Here is a 20,083-nt window from a genome sequence, read left to right as displayed (position 1 = left end):
GCCGCAGCCCGGTGAGAAAAAGGAGGCCGCACATGGCCACCACCTCTCGTCCCCAGCACCGTGAGAGGGCGCAGGCAGCCGCCACCGGCCTGACGCTGTTCGCCGGAGTGATGCTGTTCATCTCCGGGATCCTCGACGTCTTCCGGGGAATCATGGCGGTCGCCGAGGACGACGTGTACGTCTCCACGCCCAACTACGTCTTCAAGTTCGACCTGACCAGCTGGGGCTGGATCCACCTGCTGTTCGGGGCGATCGCCGTGGTCGTGAGCTTCGGCCTGTTCGCGGCGAAGACGTGGGCGAGGGTCGTCGGCGTCGGCATCGCGGCACTGCTGATCATCGCCAACTTCCTGTCCATCCCGTACTACCCGGTCTGGTCGCTCACCCTGATCGCCATGTACGCGTTCATCGTGTGGGCCCTGTGCGTGGTGAAGCGGGACACCTTCGCCGATTAGCCGAGGGCTCGAGGGCTGCTCGCCCGTATGGGCCCGCTCGGCGTGCCCGCACGGCGGGGCGCGGACGCAATGGAGGGAAGGGAGGGGCCCCTGGACGACCTGGAGTCCGCATGAGCGCCGCGCACCAGCCCTCCGTGCCCGGGCGCATCGCCCGAGCCACGGCCTCCACGGTGCTGATCGTGGTCACCTGCGTCCTGGTGCCCGTCGCACTGATCACGGTCTGGGTCCACGACATCGCCCTCGACACGGACCGGTATGTGAAAACGGTCGCCCCGCTGGCCACCGAGCCGGCCGTCCAGGACGCGGCCGTCCACCGGATCTCGGAGGCCGTGGCCGTCCGTATCGACGGCGACCGGGCCGCCGCGGAGCTCGCCGACTGGCTGCGCTCCCAGGGCCTGCCGCCTCGGGCCACCGCCGCCGTACGGGGGCTCGGGCCGCAGATCGACTCGGCCGTGGACGGCGCCGTGACGAGGGTCGTCACGCGGATCGTGCACAGCGACGGCTTCGCCACCGCGTGGAAGAACGCCAACGAACGAGCCCACAACGCCGTCGTGCAGGCCCTCACCGGCGAGGGCCGGGGCGCCGTGGGGGTCGCGGGCGGCACGGTCACCCTCGACGTCGGCACGGTCGTCGAGCAGGTGAAACAGGAACTCGTCGACGCGGGTCTGTCGCCCGCGGAGAAGATTCCCCAGGTCGACAAGCAGCTCGTGCTGTTCCAGGCCGAGGAACTCGAGAAGATCCGCGACGGCGCGCACCTGCTGGACGTGATCGGCTACTGGCTGCCCGTCCTCACCGTGCTGACCGGCGCGTCCGGGGTGCTGCTGGCCCGCCGACGGCGGCGTGCGCTCGCCCGTACCGCGCTGGGCGCCGCCTTCGCCTGCCTGGTGGTGGCCATCGCCCTGGTCGTCGTACGCCGCTACTACCTGGACCATCTCCCGGCCGCCGTGCAGTCGGACGCCGCCGCGGCGGCCGTCTTCGACACCCTGCTGCGCTTCCTGCGGTCCGCCCTGCGCACGACGATCGTGCTCGGCGTCGTGGTCGCCCTCGGCGCCTGGCTGATCGGGCCCGGCCGTCTGCCGGTGGCGATCCGCCGCGCCTGTGACCGCACCGCGGACTCCGTGGCCGCCTGGGCCGACGGGCACGAGATCCGGGCCGGGCGGGTGGGCGGGTGGGCGCAGACCCACCGGCGGTCGATCGCCCTGTCCGCGCTGGTGATTCTGGCCTTCGTCTTCGCGGTGTGGAACCGCCCCACCGCGCTCAGCATCCTGGTGTTCGCGCTCGTCCTGCTCGCCGTCCTGGCGGTCCTGGCACTCCTGGCGGCCGGCGGCCGGGTCGAGCGGCGGGCACAGCCCACCCGTCAGGGGTGATGCCGCACGGCCCGCTCCGGCGCACCGTGTAGGCGTCGAGTCCTCAGGCGCCGCACGGCCGTCGCGGCAGCCGTCCAGCGGAGGCGATCATGGACTACCCGCTGCTCAACGTGTTCCTGACCATGCTCTGGTTCTTCCTGTGGATCATGTGGTTCATGCTGTTGTTCCGCGTGGTCGCCGACATCTTCCGGGACGACGCGCTCAGCGGCTGGGGCAAGGCGGGCTGGACGCTGACGGTGTGCGTGCTGCCGTTCCTCGGCGTCTTCGCCTATCTGATCGTCCGAGGGCGGGGGATGGGCGAGCGGGAGCTGCGCCGGGCACAGGACCGGGAGCAGGCGTTCCGCACGTACGTCCAGCAGGCAGCCGCCGAGGGGCCCAAGGCGCCGGGCGCCAAGGCGGACGAGCTGGGCAGGCTGGCCGCGCTGCACGACCGGGGCGCCATCACCGACGCCGAGTACGAACAGGCCAAATCCAAGGTCCTGACGACCTGACGCGGGCGGCGACGTGGACGGGCTGAATGTGCTGCCGCTGGCCGTGACCATGATGGTCGGCCCGCAGATCATGTCGGCGATCATCTTCGTCACGACACCCCGGCCCGTGCGGGTGTCGCTGGGCTTCCTCGCCGGGGTCGCCGCCGCCGCCACCGTCGGCACCGCGATCGCCCTGGGTCTCGCCTCACTGTTCGACCTGGGCGATCCCGGCGACTCCGGATCGAGCGGCAAGATCATCCAGTACGTGCTGGTCGGCCTGCTTGCCGCGGCCGCGCTCAAGAACTGGGTGCGGCGGGAGACCATCCAGCCACCGAAATGGCTGGGCACCCTCATGTCGGCGGACACCAAGCGGGCCCTCAAGGTCGGGCTGCTCGTCATTCTGCTGATGCCGTCGGACATCGTCGTCATGCTGACCGTGGGCACGCACCTGGGACAGACGGACGCGAACTTCGCGGAGGCGTTGCCGTTCATCGCGGCGACCGTGCTCATCGCCGCGCTTCCGCTGCTGTTCCTGCTGGTGTTCCACCACAGGGCGACCGCCGCCATGCCGCATGTCCGCGAGTGGATGAACACGCACAGCTGGCTGATCAACATCCTGGCGTGCGTGATCTTCATCGTGCTGATCCTCGCCTGACGGCGTCACGGCGGCCGGCATGCGGCACGTCCGGGTCAGCCGCCCGCGTCGCCTCCGGCCGCCGACCGGACGGGCACGTTGAAGCCGAAGCCCTGGAGCGTGGCGTGCCGGTCGTCGCCGCGTGCCGGATGCTCCTGAGCCTGGCTGAGTTGCTCGTCCAGAGCCATGGCCGCGGTGATCAGGGCGAGGTGGGTGAACGCCTGGGGGAAGTTGCCGAGTTGTTCGCCCGAGGGGCCGATCTCCTCCGCGAAGAGGCCGACGTGGTTGGCGTAGGTGAGCATCTTGTCGAAGGCGTACCGGGCCCGCCCGAGCCGGCCGCTGCGGGCCAGGGCCTCGACGTAGAAGAAGCTGCACAGGTTGAAGGTGCCCTCGGAGCCCCGTAGCCCGTCGGGGGAGGCCTGGGGGTCGTAGCGGTAGACCAGACTGTCGCTGACCAGCTCCTCGTCCATGGCGTCGAGGGTGGCGAGCCAGTCCGGGTCGTGCGGTGAGACGAAGCCGACCCGGGGCATCAGCAGGAGCGAGGCGTCCAGGACGTCCGTGCCGTAGTGCTGGACGAAGGCCTGGCGCTTGTCGTGCCAGCCTTGTTCGACGATCTGCCGGAAGACCGTGTCGCGGGTGTCGGCCCAGCGGCCGATGTGCCCCGGACGGGCCGCGGCGGTGGACAGGCGGATGCCGCGGTCCAAGGCGACCCAGGTCATCAGCCGGCTGTAGGTGAAGTTCTGCCGGCCGCCGCGGGTCTCCCAGATCCCCTCGTCGGGTTGGTCCCAGTGGTCGCAGAGCCAGTCCAGTACGTCGCTCAGGGCATGCCAGCCGCGGATCGCCCCGATGTCGCCCCCCACGGCCAGCGCGTCGGCCGCCTCGCCGTAGATGTCGAGTTGCAGCTGATCGGCGGCCGCGTTGCCGACCCGTACCGGCCGCGAGCCCTGGTAGCCCTCCAAGTGGTCGAGGATCTCCTCGGTCAGGTGGGGGTCGCCGTCCACCCGGTACATGATCTGCAGGGGGTCGCCCGTGGCCGTGCCGCCGGCCTCGACGCGTCCGCGCAGCCAGCGGCGGAACGCGTGCGCCTCCTCCTCGAACCCCAGATCGATCAGGGCCCGGACGGTCAGCGCGGCGTCGCGGATCCAGGTGTAGCGGTAGTCCCAGTTCCGCTCCCCGCCGATCTGCTCGGGCAGTCCCATGGTGGCCGCGGCGACGGGCGCGCCCGTGGGGGCGTAGGTGAGCAGCTTGAGGGTGATCGCCGAGCGGTTCACGATGTCCTGCCAGCGCCCTCCGTAGGTGCAGGAGCGAAGCCAGGACAGCCAGAAGGTGCGGCACGACATCATCTCGTCGACCACGTCGCCCAGGGAAGGAGAAGGCGCGGGGGTGGCTCCGCTCGCGGTAGCGGTCAGCACGACGGCCGCCGCCTGCCCGGCGGAGAGGGTGAAGCGGCCGACGACGTCGTCGGCCTCGGCGCGCAGGGCGACGCCGGCGGTGGACTGGAGACGCAGGTCGGTTCCCGGGCCGTGGAAAACCGCGGAGCGGTCGCCGTCCCGCGTGAGGGTGTGCGGCGCCCGCGCGTAGTCGAAGCGGGGGCGGCAGGCGAAGGTGAAGGGCAGGGTGCCCCGGACGACACGCGCGACGCGGATGAGACGGTGCCGGTCCGTCGGCGTCGAGGAGTCGACGGGCGGCATGAAGTCGGCGACCTCGCCGACACCGCCGGGCGCCATGTACCGCGTGATCAGGATCGCCGTGTCGGACAGGTACAGCTGCCGTACCGTCATGCCCTCGCTCTCCGGGAGATCCACGGCGAGGCGGCAGTGGCCGCCGCGCCCGCTGTCCAGCAGCGAGGCGAAGACGCTCGGCGCGTCGAAGCGCGGCGTACACCACCAGTCGACGACTCCGGCGGACGAGACCAGGGCGGCGGTCTGCAGGTCGCCGACCATGCCATGCTCGGCGATGGGCGGATAACGGTCCACTGTCTCGCTCCCTCCACCACTGGGTACGCCGAAGCGCCCCGGATCCGGCTCACCTCCATCGTTCGAGCGCGCCCAGGGCAGGGCTTCACCCCTGGCAGGTGAACCTGCGCCGGGTGAGCTCACACGGGCCCGGCGATGCGCACGACGGCCGCGCCGCCACCGACGGCCGCACTCCACCCGCTCCGGGTGATGCCGTTCCGGGCCGGTGGGCGCAGCGTGGAGGACGTGAGGCTCCGAGTGCCGCTGTGGCGTCACGGCGGCCGGAAGGGTGGAGGCGATCGTGGACTATCCGCTGCTCGACGCGTTCCTGACCATGCTCTGGTTCTTCCTGTGGGTCATGTGGTTCGTCCTGCTCTTCCGGGTCATCGGGGACATCTTCCGGGACGACGGCATGGGCGGATGGGCCAAGGCGGGCTGGACGGTCTTCGTCTGCGTGCTGCCGTACCTCGGCGTGTTCGTCTACCTGATCGCCCGCGGACGCGGCATGGGCGAACGCGATGTGCGCCAGATGCAGCGGCAGGAGCAGGCGTTCCGCTCCTACGTCCAGGAGGCGGCCGCCGGCGCCCCGGCCACCGCGGCGCCCGCGGCGACGCGCGTGGACGAGCTGACCAAGCTCGCCGGGCTGCACGAGCACGGCGACATCACCGACGCCGAGTACGAGCGGGCCAAGGCGAAGGTGCTCGCGGGCTGAGCGCGAAGCTGAGCCGTACCGCGCCGCGCGAGCGGCACATCACTCCGGTAGCAGACGGAACTCCAGTACGCGCAGGCCCAGTGACTGGAACCGCACCAACAGGCCGTACAGGTGGGCCTCGTCGTGGACCTGGCCGTACAGCACGGTCTGGCAGGGGACGACGAAGCTGTCCAACTCGGGGAACGCCGTGGTCAGTTCGTCCGACATCTGCCCGTCGACGCGGATCTCGTAGCGCATGAGCGTGCTTCTCTCGCCGACTACCCCTCATGCTGGGCCGACCGGGCGACGGGTGGCATCACCCGGGCGAGGTGACACGTCAGAGCAGCCCGACCTCGCGGGCCCGGCGGACCGCCTCGCCGCGCCGGGTGGCGGCGAGCTTGCGGTAGATGCTCTTCAGGTGGGTCTTCACCGTGTTGACCGACAGATGCAGATCGGCGGCGATCTCCTGGGTGGACATGAGCTGGGCCAACCGCTCCAGCACGTCCTGTTCCCGTGCGCTGAGCGGCTCGGGGTGAGAGGTCGCGGAATCTTCCCGCTGCCGCGACGCGGCGGGGTGCGGCGAGAGCGGGCCGGTCAGCCAGGCATGTCCCCGGGCGAGCGCGGGCCGGTCGAGCAGCAACCGCCTGAACCACGGTCCGGCTTCCGCGAACGGCCGCCTCAGGTGATGCGGACGGGCGGCCGCCAGGGCCCGCAGGACCAGGCTCTCCGCGGCGGCGGAGTCACCGAGCACGTCGACGGCCTGCGCACGCGTCAGCAGCACCCACACGTCGATGACCGGTCCCCGGTTCCGGCGGTCGGGGAGGTCGTCGAGGATGCGCAGAGCCCGTGCGCTCTCGCCCGCCGCCACCCGGGCCCGGGCCTCGGCCACCAGGCTCTCCGCGCCGTGCGCCGGCTGGTCCTCGAACACCTTCACCGCAGCCTTCGGATCGCCGTCGGCCAGATGCGCCGCGGCCGTGGCCATCGCGATGCGGTCGCTCACCCACGGGGACGGCTCGGCGGAGACCGGCGGCTGCTTCGCCACGCCGTCGAGGGCCAGCAGCGCCGCCCGGGAATCCCCCCTCGCGCACAGCATCCGGGAACACAGGATCGCCCGCTCCACCGCCACGACGGGATCGCGGGAGGCGTCGGACGTGGCGGCCGCCCGGTCGAGATGGGCCTGCGCGGCAGCCAGATCGTTCCGGTCGATGGCTACGGCGGCCAGCACGAGCTGGGCCATCCCGATCCGGTCGGACTCCGGCAGCCCCGAGTGCTCCGCCTCGGCGATCACCCCCCGGGCATGCGCCTCGGCCCGGCCGGGCCGGCCGTGCAGGAAGTCGATCAGCGCCAGCCGGCTGAGGGCCTCATGCCGGGGGAAGGCCGTCGAGGGCCCGTGGGCGGCTTCGACGGCGGCGGTCAGCGTGGCGCGCGCGGCAGTGAAGCGGCCTGCCCACAACTGGGCCGATCCGAGATCGGTGAGCATGAGGGCCGTCAGCTCCGGACGCTGTTCCAGCCGGTCGGCCGGGAGGGCGTGCTCCGCCTCCGCGGCCGCCCGGGCCGCCGTCTCGGCCATGTCCGCGGAGCCCGCCACCCGGGCTGCCAGCACCCGCAGCAGTGCACAGCTCAACCGCACCGCCGCGGCGTCACCGTCGTCGATGTCGCCGCCCGGCAGGTTCTCCTCCGCACGACGCAGATAGGTGACACCCCGGTCGACGTCGTGATGGGCCAGCTCGCGCGCCGCGCGCACCAGGTCGGGGGCAGGCCCGGACACCTCCGGCGCCATCCTGGCGAAGAGGCCGTCCAGCCGCTCGGCCGCCAGCCCCGTCAGCAGTCGGCCGATCGCCAGATGGTCGATGAACTCGGCGGCCGCCAGCTCCCAGTCACCCGCGTCCGCCGCATGCAGCAGGGCCTCGTCGAGCAGGCCGGCCCGGATCAGCCACTTGGCGGCCGTACGGTGCAGCTCCGGCTTCAGGCCGGGGTGGCGGACGCTCAGATGCACCCGGAGGATCTCGGCGAACAGCGGGTGCAGCCGGTACCACGAGTGCCCGAGGGGATCGACGAACGCGTTCGCCCGTTGCAGTTCCTCCAGGACGGCTTCCGCGTCGTCCCGCCCGGTGAGGGCATTGGCCAGATCGGGGTGGGTCTCCTTCAGGATGCTGGTGCGCAGCAGCAGGTCCTGGGTCTCGGCGGGGTGGGCGCGGAGCACCTCGCCCAACAGGAAGTCGGCGACCGTGCTGTGCCCCGGCTCGAAGTCCTCCAGGAAGCTCTCCGGGTCACCGGCCCGCTGTGCGGCCAGGGTGCACAGCCGCAGCCCCGCGGCCCAGCCGCCGGTGCGCTCGGTCAGCACCCGCGCGGTCTCGGCGGACAGCGCCAGCCCGTGCCGGTCGACCAGGGCCGCCGTCTCCTCGGCGCGGAAGGCCAGGTCGGCGCCCCGGATGTCGACGAGTTCACCGGCGGCCCGGTAGCGGTGCAGCGGCAACAGCGGCTCCGTACGGCTGGCGATCACCAGGCGCAGGCCGTCGCCGGCGTGGCGCAGCACGAACTGGAGGCCGTCGGCTATGTCGGCACAGCCCGCCACCCGGTCGAACTCGTCCAGGACGAGGGTCACCCGGGTGTCCCGACCGTTCAGCCAGGCGGCGAGCCGGGCGAGCATCGAGTGATCGACCTCGCCGGAGCGGGCCGGGGTGCCGATGTACTCGGGCGGGGCGATGCCGTGGTGCCGGAAGGCATGCAGGACGTAGGACCAGAAGACGCCGGGAGCGCTGTCCTCCGGCTCCACGGTCAGCCAGGCGACGGCACCCGGCGCGCAGCCCGAGATCCAGTCGGCGACCAGCAGCGTCTTGCCCGCCCCGGCGGGCCCGCTGACCAGGGTCAGCGGAGTGCTCAGGCCCTCTGCCAGGTGCTCGACGAGCCGGGCCCGGCGCACGAAGGTCCGAGGCACCGCCGGCACGGCGAACCGTGCGGCGAGAACCGGGTCCCCGCCGGGAGTCACCGCCGTCATGGCCGTATCACCGTGGCGCCCTCCACCGGAGGGTGACATCGTGCCCATCACCCGCCTCATGGAGGCCCGAGCGGTACTACATCCACAGTCCGATCGTCACCCCGGACCAGGGCGCCCGCAAACGGCCCCTAGGCGCCCACGTCCAGCATCCGCCGCAGCAGATCCCGCAAGGACAGCCGCTCCTCCTCCGACAGCCCCGCCAGCGGCTCCCGCGCGAATCGGAGGGAGTCCCGCAGGCTCCGGGCCACCTGCCGGCCCTCCTGCGTCGCCGCCGCCAGCTTCACGCGGCGGTCCGCCGGGTCCGGGCGGCGCTCCACCAGGCCGCGGGACTCCAGCCGGTCCACGATCCCGGTCACGTTCGACGGCTCGCACCGCAGTCGCTGCGCCAGCTTGCGCATCGGCAGCGGCTCCAGCGACAGCAGGCTCAGCAGCCGCGCCTGCGCACCGGTCAGCGCGTGCTCGGCGGCGGCCTCCTCGTACTCCTCGTGATAGCGGGCCACGACCGAGCCGATGAGGTCGACGACTTCGAGGGTCAGCTCATCGGGGCGGCGGGACGTGTGTGGGGTGGCCATGCGCTCAGGATACCCCGGTTACTTGACATCCTGAAATATTCAGGAGCATGGTTGTTTCAGGTACTGAAGTAAAAGCCGCGCGCGAAGCGTGAACCGGAAAGGCACCCCCCATGATCAACCGCGAATGGCACCTCCTCTCCCGCCCCGTCGGCTGGCCCGAGCCCGAGGACTTCGCCCTGGTCGAGGTGGAGGTCCCGACGCCGGGTGAGGGTCAGGTCCTGGTGCGGAACAAGTACCTCTCCGTCGACCCGTACATGCGCGGCCGGATGAGCGCCGCCAAGTCCTACGTCGCCCCCTTCGAGCTGGGCAAGGTCATGCAGGGCGGCGCCGTCGGCGAGGTCGTCGCCTCCAACGTCGAGGGCATCGCCGTCGGCGACCACGTCCTGCACTTCTTCGGCTGGCGTGAGTACGCCGCGGTGGACGCCAAGAACGCCGTCAAGGTCGACCCGGAGGCGGCGCCCCTGTCCACGTACCTCGGCGTCCTCGGCATGACCGGCCTCACCGCCTACGCCGGCCTGCTGCGCACCGCCGCCTTCAAGGAGGGTGACGCCGTGTTCGTGTCCGGCGCGGCCGGTGCCGTCGGCAGCCAGGTCGGGCAGATCGCCAAGCTCAAGGGCGCCTCCCGCGTCATCGGCTCCGCCGGGTCCGACGAGAAGGTCAAGCTCCTGGTGGAGGAGTACGGCTTCGACGCCGCCTTCAACTATAAGAACGGCCCGGTCGGCGAGCAGCTGCGCGCCGCCGCGCCCGACGGTGTCGACGTCTACTTCGACAACGTGGGCGGCGACCACCTGGAGGCCGCCATCGGCTCCCTCAACCAGGGCGGCCGTATCGCCGTCTGCGGCATGATCTCCGTCTACAACAACACCGAGCCCGCCCCCGGCCCGCGCAACCTCGCCCGCCTCATCCAGACCCGCGGCCGCATCGAGGGTTTCCTGGTCGGCGACCACTACGACCTTCAGCCGCAGTTCGTGGCCGAGGTGGGCCCGTGGGTGGCCTTCGGGCAGCTGAAGTATCGCGAGACCGTCGTCGAGGGCATCGAGAACAACCTGGAGGCGTTCCTCGGGGTGCTGCGGGGCGACAACACCGGGAAGATGATCGTCAAGCTGTAGCCTTCTCTGATTTTCCGGCATGCGGTAACTTCTTTCCGAATTCCATCGCGATCGTGGGCGCGAGTCGCGGTGGACCGAGGAGGAAGACAACCGCATGTCGATTCAGCAGTCCGACGTCCTGTACACCGCCGTCGCCACCGCCGAGAACGGCCGCGACGGCCGGGTCGCCACCGACGACGGCAAGCTCGACGTCGTCGTCAACCCGCCCAAGGAGATGGGCGGCAGCGGCGCCGGCACCAACCCGGAGCAGCTGTTCGCGGCCGGCTACAGCGCCTGCTTCCAGGGCGCCCTGGGCGTCGTCGCCCGCCAGGAGAAGGCCGACATCTCCGGCTCGACCGTCACCGCGAAGGTCGGCATCGGCAAGAACGACGACGGTTTCGGGATCATCGTCGAGATCACGGCGGAGATCCCGAAGGTCGACGCCCAGACCGCGCGGGCCCTGCTCGAGAAGGCCCACCAGGTCTGCCCCTACTCGAAGGCGACCCGCGGCAACATCACCGTGACGCTGCTCTGACGCCATTCGTTGCATACGACGAGGCCGCCCCCTTGGACGTAGGGAGCGGCCTCGCCCAGGTTTTTCAGGGGCGCGGGGCTGTGTCAATATGCGGCTCCGCCGCGTGAGCGCGATCAACCCCCGCAAGCCCGCACTCGCGAGACAACCGATCCACCCGAGCTACTGGGCGAAACTGACCAGCATCAGCTCGCCAGCGCCGCCGAATGAACCGCCCTCACCAACCGCTCATTCTCCGGCGCCGCCCCGCCAGGGAAGGCACAACGCCGCCGAACGTAGCCGTAAGCGACCCCGCTGCGAGGATCCGCGAAGGCCTGCGAACCGCCCGCCCCGCTGTGCCCGAAGGCCCCCGCGCCCAGGAACGGGTACCACGTGTCGGCGACCGCCTGGAAGCCGAGCCCGAAGGACTTGTGCGTACGGGCCACCAGGTCGTAGCCGGTCGAATGGATCTGCCCGACCTCGCCGATGGTGTCCGGCTTCAGCAGCGGCGGCCGCTCGTCCAGCTCGCTGATCGCCGCCGCGTACATCCCGGCGAGCCCGCGCGCCGCCGCGACCCCGCCCGCCGACGCGGGCCCCTTGGCGCGCACCCTACGGGAGTTGGCGTGGTCCACCAGCTCGCCCGGCTCCGGCACATGGGTGTTGAAGGCGATCGACGCCAGCGTGTGCGGGCCCGTCGGTACCGAGTCCAGCACCGCCTGCTGCTCCGGCGTGGGGGCCATCGGCTGCACGGAGCGGAAGCGGGGCTCCAGCTCCTCGGGCAGCCCGAGGTAGAAGTCCAGGCCGTAAGGCGCCCGCACCCGCTCCTCGTACACCTCCTGGAGCGTGCGTCCGGTGGCCCGGCGGACGACCTCACCCGCCAGCGCGCCGATGACGAGCGCGTGGTAGCCGAAGGCCGTGCCGGGGCGCCAGAACGGCCGCTGGTCCGCGAGGCGTTCGGCGATGGCCTGGTCGTCGGCCAGTTCCTCCTCGGTGAACCCGGCGTCGACGCCGACCAGCCCCGCACGGTGCGCGAGCAGCTCGCGCAGCGTCAGCGCACCCTTGCCCTCGGCCGCGAACTCCGGCCAGTAGTAGGTCACTTTGCGGTCCAGCTCCAGCGTGCCCTCCTGCACGAGGAGCGCGACCACGAGATGAGCGGCGCCCTTGGTCGAGGAGAACACCCCGTAGAGCGAGTCGGCCTCGCAGCCGTCGCCGGCCCACAGGTCGACGACCTTCCGGCCGTGCACGTAGGCGCACAACTGGCCTTCGTAGTCCGGCCGTTCACCCGCCACGAACGCGGCGAACTCCTCACGTACCGCCTCGAAGCCGTCCGCGACCGTGCCGTGGATCCCTTGCGTCATCCGCTCTCCTTACCTGAGCCGCTTGCGAGTGCCATGGTGAACAATGCCCGTCCCACCTGGGCGAATTCCCCCTTCGGATGGTCCCGGAAGAGTGGTTCCGTGCCGAACAGGACCGCCCGTGGCCCGCTGATCACCGAGGCCTGTCCCGCCGCGTCCACCGGCCCGCCGGAGCCGTCCTGCGACGGCCGCCAGTGCCCGGAGACGAGCGGGTTCCCGGTCGCGTACGACTGCTCCACCCGGACCCGCGGCCCGAGGTCCGTGAACCATACGGGCGCGTACACGAAGCCATGGTCAGGCGCGCCGGACATCAGGGCGTCGGCCGAGTTCACCACGCGCACCACGCCGTTGGCGTCCGCGTTGCCCTCGACCGGCTTCGCGGCCAGCAGTCCGGTCGCCGAGCCGATCGCGGCACCGGTGGCGCCGCGGCCGACGAGGCCGTGGCCGTCGAGGAAGGCGTCGAGAGCCGTGCGGGCCCCGGTGGTCAGGTCGCCGTACTCCAGTCCCGCCGACACGAACAGCACGTCCACCGACGACCAGTCGAACCCGGCGTTGAGCACACCCGTCGAGACCGGTGTGACCTCGAAGTTCATCTCCCGCAGCGCGAACAGCTCGCCGGGCGTGACGGCGGCGGCGACGCGGGTGCGGTGCAGTGGCGTGGTGCCGGTGATCTTGGTGGCGTGGAAGGAGACGTCGTAGGTGCGGGCGGCTTCCGTGGCCTGCCGGCGTGCCGAGCCCGACACGATCGCGCTGCCGTCGGCGGCGCGGCGCGCCTGGACGCCCTTGCGCAGCAGGGAGTTGAGGGCGGCGATCTCGCTCGGGTCCGCCAGCCGCAGCCGCAGGTCGCCGCGCGGGGCGACGTACGCGACGGGGGCAGCCGCGCGCACGGGGCGCAGGACGCCGTACGGCAGACCCGGCAGGGTTTCGACGGCCGCGCCCCACAGCCGGCCGAGGCTCCAGCCCGAGATGTCGTACATCACCGAGACCTTGTCGCTGATGTCCCGCCCGTCCGCGAGGAGCGCGTTCGCGAGGCCGCGCTTGGGCTGGTGCATGTCGACGACGTACGAGCCCTTCGCGTACGACTTCCCGCCGAGCTGGAAGGCGTGCGATGCGCGTGCCACCCGTACGTCATTGGCCAGCAGGTGGTCGACGAGCCGCGCGGTGGCCGTGCCCGAGGGCGGGAGGACATATGCGCGGGGGAACTTGGTCGTGTAGACGTCTTCCGGGCCTGTGCCGGGCACGCCCGGGACGGTCTCCGGCGACACCGGCACCTGTGCCGCTCCCGCCGCGCCCCGCCGGAAGACCTCGATCTGGTCGGCGACGAGTGACGTGCGCCGGGACCGTACGAAGTCGAGGGTGGCGCGCAGGGCCGCCCCGGCGACGTCGACGTTGATCGCGGAGCGGCGGCGCAGCTCGGTGACCGGCAGGGTGTCGTAGGCGCGGTTGTTCACCTGCAGCGGGATCTCGACCGTGTGCGCGGCGACCGTGCCGTGGAAGGCCGCGTACTGCGGGGTGAAGATCGGCGGCCAGTCGTCCCAGCCCTCCTCCTGGTCCCGGAACGGGATCTGCGCGGGCTCGACGCCGTCCTTCGCGGGCGTGTAGCCGAGGCCGTTGACGGCGGCTTCCATCCCGAGGGCGTTGGCGTAGGAGTTCTTCAGGAACAGGTCGTACTCGTAGTTCTCGCCGTGCGGGGGAGTGGTGGGCTCGATGAGGGTGCCGTTGACGTAGCCGTGCAGGTCGAGCATGACGGCCGGCTGCTTGGTGGTCATGATCTGCCGCATCGCCCGCACCTCGGGCTGCGAGGCGGTGACGAAGTCCCGGTTCATGTCGAAGCCGTTGGCGTTCGCGCGCGTGCCGGCGATACGGCCGTCCGGGTTCGCGGTGATGTTGAAGTACAGGCGGCTGTGGGCGAGCAGGTCACGCGTCTTGTCGTCCTTGGCGGTGGCCAGGCGCTCGATGAGCTTCAGGGAGGCGTCGGTGCCCTCCCACTCGTTGCCGTGGATGTTGTTGTTGACGAAGACGGGGGCCTTGTACGCCTTCTTCACCTCGGGGGACTTGGCGGCGAGGGCGGGCGCGTTCTCGATGAGCTCGCGCATGCGCGCCTGGGCGCGGCCCTGGCGGGTGGTCTCGGGGGAGGTGACGGTGACGAGGTAGAGCCGGTGCCCGCCCGCCGAGCGGCCCGCGATCTCGACGCTCACGCGGTCGCCGAGGGCTTGGAGGGCGTTCAGCCGGGGCGCGATGGCGTGGTACGGGGTGAGGCCGAGCTTTATCGATTTGTCGGCCGGGTTCTCCGGGTCCGGGGTGAGGACCTGACGGCGGGGGTAGCCGCGGCTGTCGTCACCGACCGCACGGGAGGCGTCCTCGGTGGAGCCGAGGGCGCGCTGGGCGGCGCTCGCGGGTGTCCGTGCCGCGTGCCGGTCGAGCGCGGCCTCGCGGTGGACGGGGGGTTCGGGGTCGGCGACGGCGGTCTGCGGGGTGAGGAGCAGGGAGCCCGCCGTGGTGACGGCGAGGGCGGTGAACAGAACAGGTCTCGCAGGAACGGTTCTCGTGGTGCGCACGCGTACCTCCTCCGGAAGTTCCTGAGATCGGTACGGCGAGGTGTACCTGTTCGACTCAACGGCAACAAGAGGGAGTTGATGTCACGGATGCCCCGGACGGCCCATGCCGGGGCCTTCGGAGCGGGCATGCTGAGGGCGCCGGGTGTGACGGACGACCACGAGGGAAGAGGGCCCATGGCGACGATCCCTTCGCTCCCCAGCAGGGACGACGTACTTCGCATGGCACGCAGCACCACGGACATCACCGGCCAACTCCTGGACACGGCCGGGAACATCACCCGTATCGCGATCAACACCTTCGACCCCAGAGACGGTTCGGGCGCCGAGGTCCTGCGCGTGCTGCGTCAGACCACCGCCGAACTGGCCGAGGCGAGCGCCTCACCGCAGGCCCAGGAGGCCTTCTACCGCATCGTCGAGACCCTCACCCGGCTCGGCACCAGCGGGGCGCCCCTCGCGGTCCACCCGGTGAGCGAACCGGCGCAGGCCCTGCTGACGAAGCTGGGCGACAGCCTGCTGCCGGTGCTGGACGCGGTGGAGCCGGCGGTCGAGGAGTTCGCGGACGCGCTGGGCGAGCTGGTCGAGACGACGTCACCTCTGCTGCCGGCCACGGCGGGCGTAGCCGCGGGCGCGCTGCTCGCGGTGACCCCCCTCCTCCGCTCCGCGGCAGAGGTCCTGCGCGAGTCGTCCCCCGAACTCCACCGCATCGCCGACGCCTTGACGGCCGCGCTGGCCCCCCTGATGCCGCTCCAGGTGGCCCTGGCGGAACGCGCTGCCGCCGCCGGCGCGAACGTCGTCCGGGCCGCGCTCCCGCCCCTCGCCGACCTCACGGAGGCAGCGGCGGCGACGACGAAGGCGGCGCGGCCGGTGCTGATCGCCGGCGAGGAACTGCTGGTCTCCGCCCTGGAACAGGTCCAGCCCCTGCTCCTCGCCACCGCGGCCCGGGCCGGGCGGGTGGCCAGGGCGGCGGCGGTACGCGTCTCGGCGGCGGTGTCGCCGGCGGCGGAGCCGGGGGTGGTGGTGGCGGTGGCGCCGGTCTGACCAGCCAGTCTGTCAAGCCGTACTGATCAGCCGTACCTCAGCGGTCGTACTGATCAGCCGTACCTCAGCAGTCGTTCTGACCAGTCGTTCTGACCAGCCGTTCTGGTCCGCGGCTTCAGCAGCCGTTGGTCAGAACGGCGGATCGGCGGAGTATCCGGAAGCGTCAACGGCGCCCCAGGGGTTCCGGGGGCCGGCGACGGCGCGGCGCTCGGAGAGCAGCGCCACGGCTTCCTTCGCCCGGCCCTGGCGGATCATCAGCTGCGCAAGGGAGTTGTGGTGGCTTCCGGTGGCCCGGCAGACCGGCTCCATGACCGCGACGGCCTCGTCGAGCCGTCCGGCGTCGGCCAGGAGGTCGGCCAGTTCCGAGACCATGTACCAGGCGTCGGCCTCGGGATGGGCGCGGAGTTCGTCGATCGCCTGTTCGTGTCGGCCGCAGTAGGCCAGCAGCCGGATGCGTTGCAGGAACAGCTCCTCCGACATGCCGCCCACCTGCCCGGCGATGTCGTCGATGGCCGCGAGCGCCTGGTCCGCCCGGCCCTGGTCGGCCAGCAGCGTCCACAACTCGTGGACGATCCAGTCGAGATCACCGCCCATCACCGCCGGTACCGGCAGCAGCACCTCGATCGCCTCGTCGACTCTGCCATGCCGCTTCAGCAGGTCCGCGGTCGTCCACGCGGCGTTCGGCGACCCTCTCGTCACGAACGGCCGGAGCGCATCGACGGCCTCATCCACCAGTCCGCGCTTCTCCAGCAGCGCGGCGAGGCGGTAGGCGGCGTGGTCGTCACCCCGCCCGGCGACGAGCTCCCGCAGCTCCGTCTCCCGGCCGTGCCGGGCCAGCACGTCGGCGACTTGCTTGACGAGGTTCACGTGCACGACGTTGCCGCGCCACGCGAACGCGGACAGCAGCGTCACCGCCTCGTCCACGCGCCCCTGCCGTTCCAGGACCCTCGCCCGCAGACCTGCCGTGCCCACCTCGTCCTGACAGCGTCCGGAGCACTCGAGCCCTGCGCCGACGCCGGGCAGCAGCGCCAGAACCTCAGCGTCCCGCCCGTACCCCTCGGTCAGCTGGACGAGCGCCTCGGCGAGGAACCAGTCGTCGGTGTGCGGCCCCAGCAGCGTGATCACCTCGTCGACCCGCCCCTGGCCGGCCAGCAGCTGGGCCAGCCGGTGCACCGCGAGCCGCTCCCCGTCCTCCGCGTACGGACGCACCAGGGCCACCGCCTCGTCCGTACGCCCCCACTCGTCGAGCAACCCGGCGACGACATCCGCGGCCCCCCACCAGCCGCTGTCCACGAACGAGCGGAGCACCTCCAGACCGTCCTCCCGCCGCCCCTCCTCGATCAGCAGCTCCGCCACCCGCCGCGCGCAGTACCAGTCCCCGCGCCCCGCCTGCACCCGCACCTCCTCCAGGTGCCCGTGCTCGACCAGCAGCGAGACCACCCAGGGCGGTATCCAGCCGTCGTAGGTGCGAGAGCGTCGGTCGAGTTCAGCAGCGTCCACGAGGCCGGACCCTATCGGCCCACCCGCCACGACCCGGCCGATAGAGTTCGGCCATGCGTGATCTCGGGGCCGGTTTCAGGTATCTCCTCCAGGGCCAGCGATGGGTGGCCCGCCACGGAAAGCAGTACGAGTTCGGGCTGATCCCCGGCCTCCTCACCCTCGTCCTGTACGCGGCCGCACTTGTCGCCCTCGCCATCTGGGGCGAGGCCTTCGTGACCTGGTCGACACCGTTCGCCGACGACTGGTCGAGCCCCTGGCAGCGCCTGTTCCGCGGCTTCCTCACCGCCGTCCTGTTCGCCCTGAGCCTGCTCCTGGCCGTCCTCACCTTCACCGCCGTCACCCTGCTGATCGGCCAGCCCTTCTACGAGAAACTCTCCGAGAAGGTCGACCAGGACGTCTCCCCGGACGGCACGGCCCCCGAGTCCGGACTGCCGCTCTGGCGCGAGCTGTGGATCTCGGGCCGCGACAGCCTGTGGATCGTGGTGCGGGCCGCCGGCTGGGGCGTGCTGCTCTTCGCCCTCGGCTTCATCCCGGTCGTCGGCCAGACGGTCGTACCGGTGATCGGTGTCGTCGTCACCGGCTTCTTCCTCACCGAGGAGCTCACGGCCGTCGCCCTCCAGCGCCGCCGCGTGGAACTCCGCGACCGCCTCGCCGTGCTCCGCGCCCGCAAGACCCTGGTCTGGGGCTTCGGCACGCCTCTCGCCGCGGCCTTCCTGGTGCCGTTCGTCGCGGTGTTCCTGATGCCGGGGGCGGTCGCCGGGGCCACGCTGATGGCGCGGGAGCTGATGGGTGAGGAGACCGGGGAGGAGCAGGCGGCGGCGACCGCCCCCGACGGAGAGTCCGTCAGCTGGTGACCGGGCTGTCGGCCGCCACCTTCAGGATCGTCCGGACCTGGGCGATGATGTCCAGCCGGTTCCGCACGAACTCCGGGTCCGTCACCGAGCCGGTCGCCGGGTCCGTGTTGCCCGCCCCGAACTGCAGCACCGGCGTGTGCACATGCCCGCCCGGCAGTACGTGGTGCAGCCCCAGCCGGTCCCGCAGGAGCGTCGCCCGGTAGGCGATCTCGTTGGACAGGTAGTTCCCGCCGCCCCCGGCCCGCGCGGTCGAGCCGGGCGTCGGCCCGTCCGGCCGTACGACGGCCTCGGTGCCGCCCGCCGGGATCTCGGTCACGCTCGTGTTGTCGTACACCGGGAACCGCCCGGTGTTCGCGGCGACGATCTCCTGGTACGGCAGCGTGGTCGTCGTCCACTGCGGCTGCGAGGCCGGGTCGGTGACGGGGATGGTCTCGGTGCGCGAGAGGTTCTCGTTGTCGGGGAAACCGCCCCGCCAGGCCCCGTTGGTCCGCTCGATGTCGAACCGCCCGACGCGCCCCTGGCTCACGGTCGTGAACAGGTCCACCTTCCTCAGATACGGCCGCAGCGTCCGCTCCACCGTCCCGGCCGCGAAGTCCTGCCAGCGCACCGGGAACACGGCGGTCTCCACCCGCGCCGGCCCCTGGGCCGTCTCGATCACCGTGCCGTCGAGGGCGAGCGCGGTCGCGCCGGACGGGTTGGAGATACGGATGTCACGGTCGAGGGTGAAGGGGTCGAAGCCGGTGACCAAGATCCGCTTCATCCCCTTGCCGTGCGGATGGCCGATGTCGGTCTGACCCCGCGAGGTCCGCTCCAACGCATCGAGCAGCGCCGCCCGTCGGGTCTCGCTCAGCCCGAACTCCGGCTCCCACGTCCGCACGTCCCGCGTCATCGACAACCGCGCCCAGTACAGCGGCCGATCGTCGTCCCGGCTCAGATCACCGCCCGCCGGACCCCGGCCCTGCGCCCGGTCGACGGCCCTGCGCCACAGCGCCGACCCTTCGCGTACGACAACCTGCCGGGCCTGCGCGTAGGAGTGCGCGGCACCGAGATCGCGGGCGAACTCCTCTGCGGCGGCGTCGAATCCGGACCGGCGCAGGATCTCCTGGGGGACCGCCTTGCCGAGGCGCTGCTCCTCGACGGTCGGCGCGGGGGCCGTGGGTTCGGCGGCGGCAGCCCCGGTTGCGGGGGCCGACAGTCCGGCCAGCAGGGCGACTCCGAGGATGCCGATCCGAACGCGTATGGAATTCAAGGAAGTTCCGGTCCTTCCGTCACGGTGGGGGGGGCGTGCGTGGTGCGGGACGCCGGAAGTATTTCGTGACGGGAGTGGTCTACGCCATGGCGCGGGACGAGGAGACGGTCAGTCCGTCCTCTCGCTGTTCTCGCCGAGCAGCCCGAGGAAGTCCCGGAACGCGGCCGGCATGTCCACCGACTCCGGGTCCAGCAGCCACTGGTACTGGAGACCGTCCATGATCGCCACCAGCAGGGGAGCGGCCCGCTCCGGCGTGAGGCCGCTGGGCAGGCGCTCGCCGTACTCGGTGCGCAGCACGTCCGCCAGGTTGGCGCGTACGCGTGTGTACCGCTCGGTGAAGTACTCGCGCGCCGGATGGCCCTCGGTCACGCTCTCACCGAGCAGCGCCGAGAAGGTCTGGATGATGGCGGGCCGCATGGCGTTGTACTCGACGATCGAAGCGATCAGCTCGACCCGCAACCGGGTGTTGGGCATCGCGTCCCACCGGTCCCGGTCCTCGAGTACCGCGACGAGCAGCGCGTCCTTGGTCGGGAAGTAGTGCAGCAACCCCTGCTGGGTGAGGCCCACGCGCTCCGCGACCGCGGCCAGGCTCGCGCCCCGGTAGCCGCGCTCGGCGATCACCTCCAGGGCGGCCTGCACGATCTCCGCGCGACGCTCCTCGTTCCTGACCCTCGCGTTCATGGCGCCACCGTACGGCATCGTCCTGACACAAACATAACAGCAAGATAACGAAACCTACCGATCTACAGGTACCCGATGCACGATGGAGGCGCACCTGGCACACCCCGGAC

General features: G+C 71.5%; 18 protein-coding genes. 9 read left to right on the top strand and 9 right to left on the bottom strand.

What is annotated here, in order from left to right; translation table 11 throughout:
* The first annotated feature begins 32 nt into the window (after window positions 1-32).
* From ACQEV2_RS12930 to ACQEV2_RS12915, 4 genes are all read left to right on the top strand, one after another.
* Window positions 33-452 carry a DUF7144 family membrane protein gene (locus tag ACQEV2_RS12930; protein ID WP_433039548.1) on the top strand — a complete coding sequence of 140 codons (420 nt, stop codon included), beginning with the start codon at window positions 33-35 and terminating at the stop codon, window positions 450-452.
* 110 nt (window positions 453-562) lie between these two features.
* Window positions 563-1,819, top strand: a complete 1,257-nt coding sequence (locus ACQEV2_RS12925; protein ID WP_433039546.1) for a hypothetical protein — start codon at window positions 563-565, stop codon at window positions 1,817-1,819.
* A gap of 89 nt (window positions 1,820-1,908) precedes the next feature.
* Window positions 1,909-2,310: an SHOCT domain-containing protein gene (locus ACQEV2_RS12920; RefSeq protein ID WP_433039544.1), complete on the top strand. Its 402-nt coding sequence runs from the start codon at window positions 1,909-1,911 to the stop codon at window positions 2,308-2,310.
* Between the two features lie 13 nt (window positions 2,311-2,323).
* Window positions 2,324-2,944: a GAP family protein gene (locus tag ACQEV2_RS12915; RefSeq protein WP_433039542.1), complete on the top strand. Its 621-nt coding sequence runs from the start codon at window positions 2,324-2,326 to the stop codon at window positions 2,942-2,944.
* A gap of 35 nt (window positions 2,945-2,979) precedes the next feature.
* Here the strand turns inward: ACQEV2_RS12915 and ACQEV2_RS12910 are convergent, their stop codons facing one another.
* Window positions 2,980-4,899 (bottom strand): glycoside hydrolase family 15 protein, encoded by a 1,920-nt coding sequence (locus ACQEV2_RS12910; RefSeq protein ID WP_433039540.1) that lies wholly within the window; start codon window positions 4,897-4,899, stop codon window positions 2,980-2,982.
* Window positions 4,900-5,212: 313 nt separating this feature from the next.
* Between ACQEV2_RS12910 and ACQEV2_RS12905 the strand changes: the two genes are divergently transcribed.
* On the top strand, window positions 5,213-5,590 hold the full coding sequence (locus tag ACQEV2_RS12905) for an SHOCT domain-containing protein (RefSeq protein ID WP_433054400.1): 378 nt from the start codon (window positions 5,213-5,215) through the stop codon (window positions 5,588-5,590).
* A 39-nt stretch (window positions 5,591-5,629) separates the two neighbouring features.
* On the opposite strand, the gene ACQEV2_RS12900 is transcribed toward ACQEV2_RS12905, so the two are convergent.
* The 3 genes from ACQEV2_RS12900 to ACQEV2_RS12890 all read right to left on the bottom strand — a co-directional run bounded on the left by ACQEV2_RS12900 (window position 5,630) and on the right by ACQEV2_RS12890 (window position 9,139).
* Window positions 5,630-5,827 carry a hypothetical protein gene (locus ACQEV2_RS12900; protein WP_433039538.1) on the bottom strand — a complete coding sequence of 66 codons (198 nt, stop codon included), beginning with the start codon at window positions 5,825-5,827 and terminating at the stop codon, window positions 5,630-5,632.
* A 79-nt stretch (window positions 5,828-5,906) separates the two neighbouring features.
* A complete protein-coding gene (locus ACQEV2_RS12895; protein ID WP_433039536.1) occupies window positions 5,907-8,567 on the bottom strand; it encodes a LuxR C-terminal-related transcriptional regulator in 2,661 nt (886 codons plus the stop codon).
* Between the two features lie 128 nt (window positions 8,568-8,695).
* Window positions 8,696-9,139: a MarR family transcriptional regulator gene (locus ACQEV2_RS12890; protein WP_433039534.1), complete on the bottom strand. Its 444-nt coding sequence runs from the start codon at window positions 9,137-9,139 to the stop codon at window positions 8,696-8,698.
* A gap of 110 nt (window positions 9,140-9,249) precedes the next feature.
* On the opposite strand from ACQEV2_RS12890, the gene ACQEV2_RS12885 reads away from it, so the two are divergent.
* Window positions 9,250-10,248 carry an NADP-dependent oxidoreductase gene (locus ACQEV2_RS12885; RefSeq protein ID WP_433039532.1) on the top strand — a complete coding sequence of 333 codons (999 nt, stop codon included), beginning with the start codon at window positions 9,250-9,252 and terminating at the stop codon, window positions 10,246-10,248.
* Window positions 10,249-10,342: 94 nt separating this feature from the next.
* A complete protein-coding gene (locus ACQEV2_RS12880; protein WP_433039530.1) occupies window positions 10,343-10,762 on the top strand; it encodes an organic hydroperoxide resistance protein in 420 nt (139 codons plus the stop codon).
* Between the two features lie 182 nt (window positions 10,763-10,944).
* Here the strand turns inward: ACQEV2_RS12880 and ACQEV2_RS12875 are convergent, their stop codons facing one another.
* Window positions 10,945-12,096 (bottom strand): serine hydrolase domain-containing protein, encoded by a 1,152-nt coding sequence (locus tag ACQEV2_RS12875; protein ID WP_433039528.1) that lies wholly within the window; start codon window positions 12,094-12,096, stop codon window positions 10,945-10,947.
* Window positions 12,093-14,651, bottom strand: a complete 2,559-nt coding sequence (locus ACQEV2_RS12870; RefSeq protein WP_433039526.1) for a M14 family zinc carboxypeptidase — start codon at window positions 14,649-14,651, stop codon at window positions 12,093-12,095. Before ACQEV2_RS12870 ends, ACQEV2_RS12875 begins: the two co-directional genes overlap by 4 nt.
* A gap of 219 nt (window positions 14,652-14,870) precedes the next feature.
* Between ACQEV2_RS12870 and ACQEV2_RS12865 the strand changes: the two genes are divergently transcribed.
* Window positions 14,871-15,689, top strand: coding sequence for a hypothetical protein (locus tag ACQEV2_RS12865; protein ID WP_433039524.1), 819 nt, complete (start codon window positions 14,871-14,873; stop codon window positions 15,687-15,689).
* Between the two features lie 129 nt (window positions 15,690-15,818).
* Here the strand turns inward: ACQEV2_RS12865 and ACQEV2_RS12860 are convergent, their stop codons facing one another.
* Entirely contained in the window at window positions 15,819-17,189 is a 1,371-nt protein-coding gene (locus ACQEV2_RS12860; protein WP_433039522.1) for a tetratricopeptide repeat protein, read from the bottom strand.
* Window positions 17,190-17,242: 53 nt separating this feature from the next.
* Between ACQEV2_RS12860 and ACQEV2_RS12855 the strand changes: the two genes are divergently transcribed.
* The gene (locus ACQEV2_RS12855) at window positions 17,243-18,043 is read left to right on the top strand and encodes an EI24 domain-containing protein (RefSeq protein ID WP_433039520.1); all 801 of its coding nucleotides are present in this window, start codon (window positions 17,243-17,245) and stop codon (window positions 18,041-18,043) included.
* Here the strand turns inward: ACQEV2_RS12855 and ACQEV2_RS12850 are convergent.
* Window positions 18,033-19,292: a pyroglutamyl peptidase gene (locus tag ACQEV2_RS12850; RefSeq protein WP_433039518.1), complete on the bottom strand. Its 1,260-nt coding sequence runs from the start codon at window positions 19,290-19,292 to the stop codon at window positions 18,033-18,035. The genes ACQEV2_RS12855 and ACQEV2_RS12850 overlap by 11 nt on opposite strands.
* 108 nt (window positions 19,293-19,400) lie before the next feature.
* A complete protein-coding gene (locus tag ACQEV2_RS12845) occupies window positions 19,401-19,991 on the bottom strand; it encodes a TetR/AcrR family transcriptional regulator (protein WP_433039516.1) in 591 nt (196 codons plus the stop codon).
* Between the last annotated feature and the right edge of the window lie 92 nt (window positions 19,992-20,083).

It is taken from the genome of Streptomyces sp. CA-251387, from assembly GCF_050936625.1.
Taxonomy (GTDB): domain Bacteria; phylum Actinomycetota; class Actinomycetes; order Streptomycetales; family Streptomycetaceae; genus Streptomyces.
This window is presented reverse-complemented; position numbering and strand designations above follow the sequence as displayed.

Bases quoted from the DNA above. Each gene is read 5' to 3' on its own strand.
- ACQEV2_RS12855 (WP_433039520.1), top strand. From the start codon at position 17,243: ATGCGTGATCTCGGGGCCGGTTTCAGGTATCTCCTCCAGGGCCAGCGA.
- ACQEV2_RS12865 (WP_433039524.1), top strand. From the start codon at position 14,871: ATGGCACGCAGCACCACGGACATCACCGGCCAACTCCTGGACACGGCC.
- ACQEV2_RS12905 (WP_433054400.1), top strand. From the start codon at position 5,213: ATGCTCTGGTTCTTCCTGTGGGTCATGTGGTTCGTCCTGCTCTTCCGG.
- ACQEV2_RS12895 (WP_433039536.1), bottom strand. From the start codon at position 8,567: ATGACGGCGGTGACTCCCGGCGGGGACCCGGTTCTCGCCGCACGGTTC.
- ACQEV2_RS12845 (WP_433039516.1), bottom strand. From the start codon at position 19,991: ATGCCGTACGGTGGCGCCATGAACGCGAGGGTCAGGAACGAGGAGCGT.
- ACQEV2_RS12875 (WP_433039528.1), bottom strand. From the start codon at position 12,096: ATGACGCAAGGGATCCACGGCACGGTCGCGGACGGCTTCGAGGCGGTA.
- ACQEV2_RS12900 (WP_433039538.1), bottom strand. From the start codon at position 5,827: ATGCGCTACGAGATCCGCGTCGACGGGCAGATGTCGGACGAACTGACC.
- ACQEV2_RS12925 (WP_433039546.1), top strand. From the start codon at position 563: ATGAGCGCCGCGCACCAGCCCTCCGTGCCCGGGCGCATCGCCCGAGCC.
- ACQEV2_RS12890 (WP_433039534.1), bottom strand. From the start codon at position 9,139: ATGGCCACCCCACACACGTCCCGCCGCCCCGATGAGCTGACCCTCGAA.
- ACQEV2_RS12920 (WP_433039544.1), top strand. From the start codon at position 1,909: ATGGACTACCCGCTGCTCAACGTGTTCCTGACCATGCTCTGGTTCTTC.
- ACQEV2_RS12930 (WP_433039548.1), top strand. From the start codon at position 33: ATGGCCACCACCTCTCGTCCCCAGCACCGTGAGAGGGCGCAGGCAGCC.
- ACQEV2_RS12885 (WP_433039532.1), top strand. From the start codon at position 9,250: ATGATCAACCGCGAATGGCACCTCCTCTCCCGCCCCGTCGGCTGGCCC.
- ACQEV2_RS12880 (WP_433039530.1), top strand. From the start codon at position 10,343: ATGTCGATTCAGCAGTCCGACGTCCTGTACACCGCCGTCGCCACCGCC.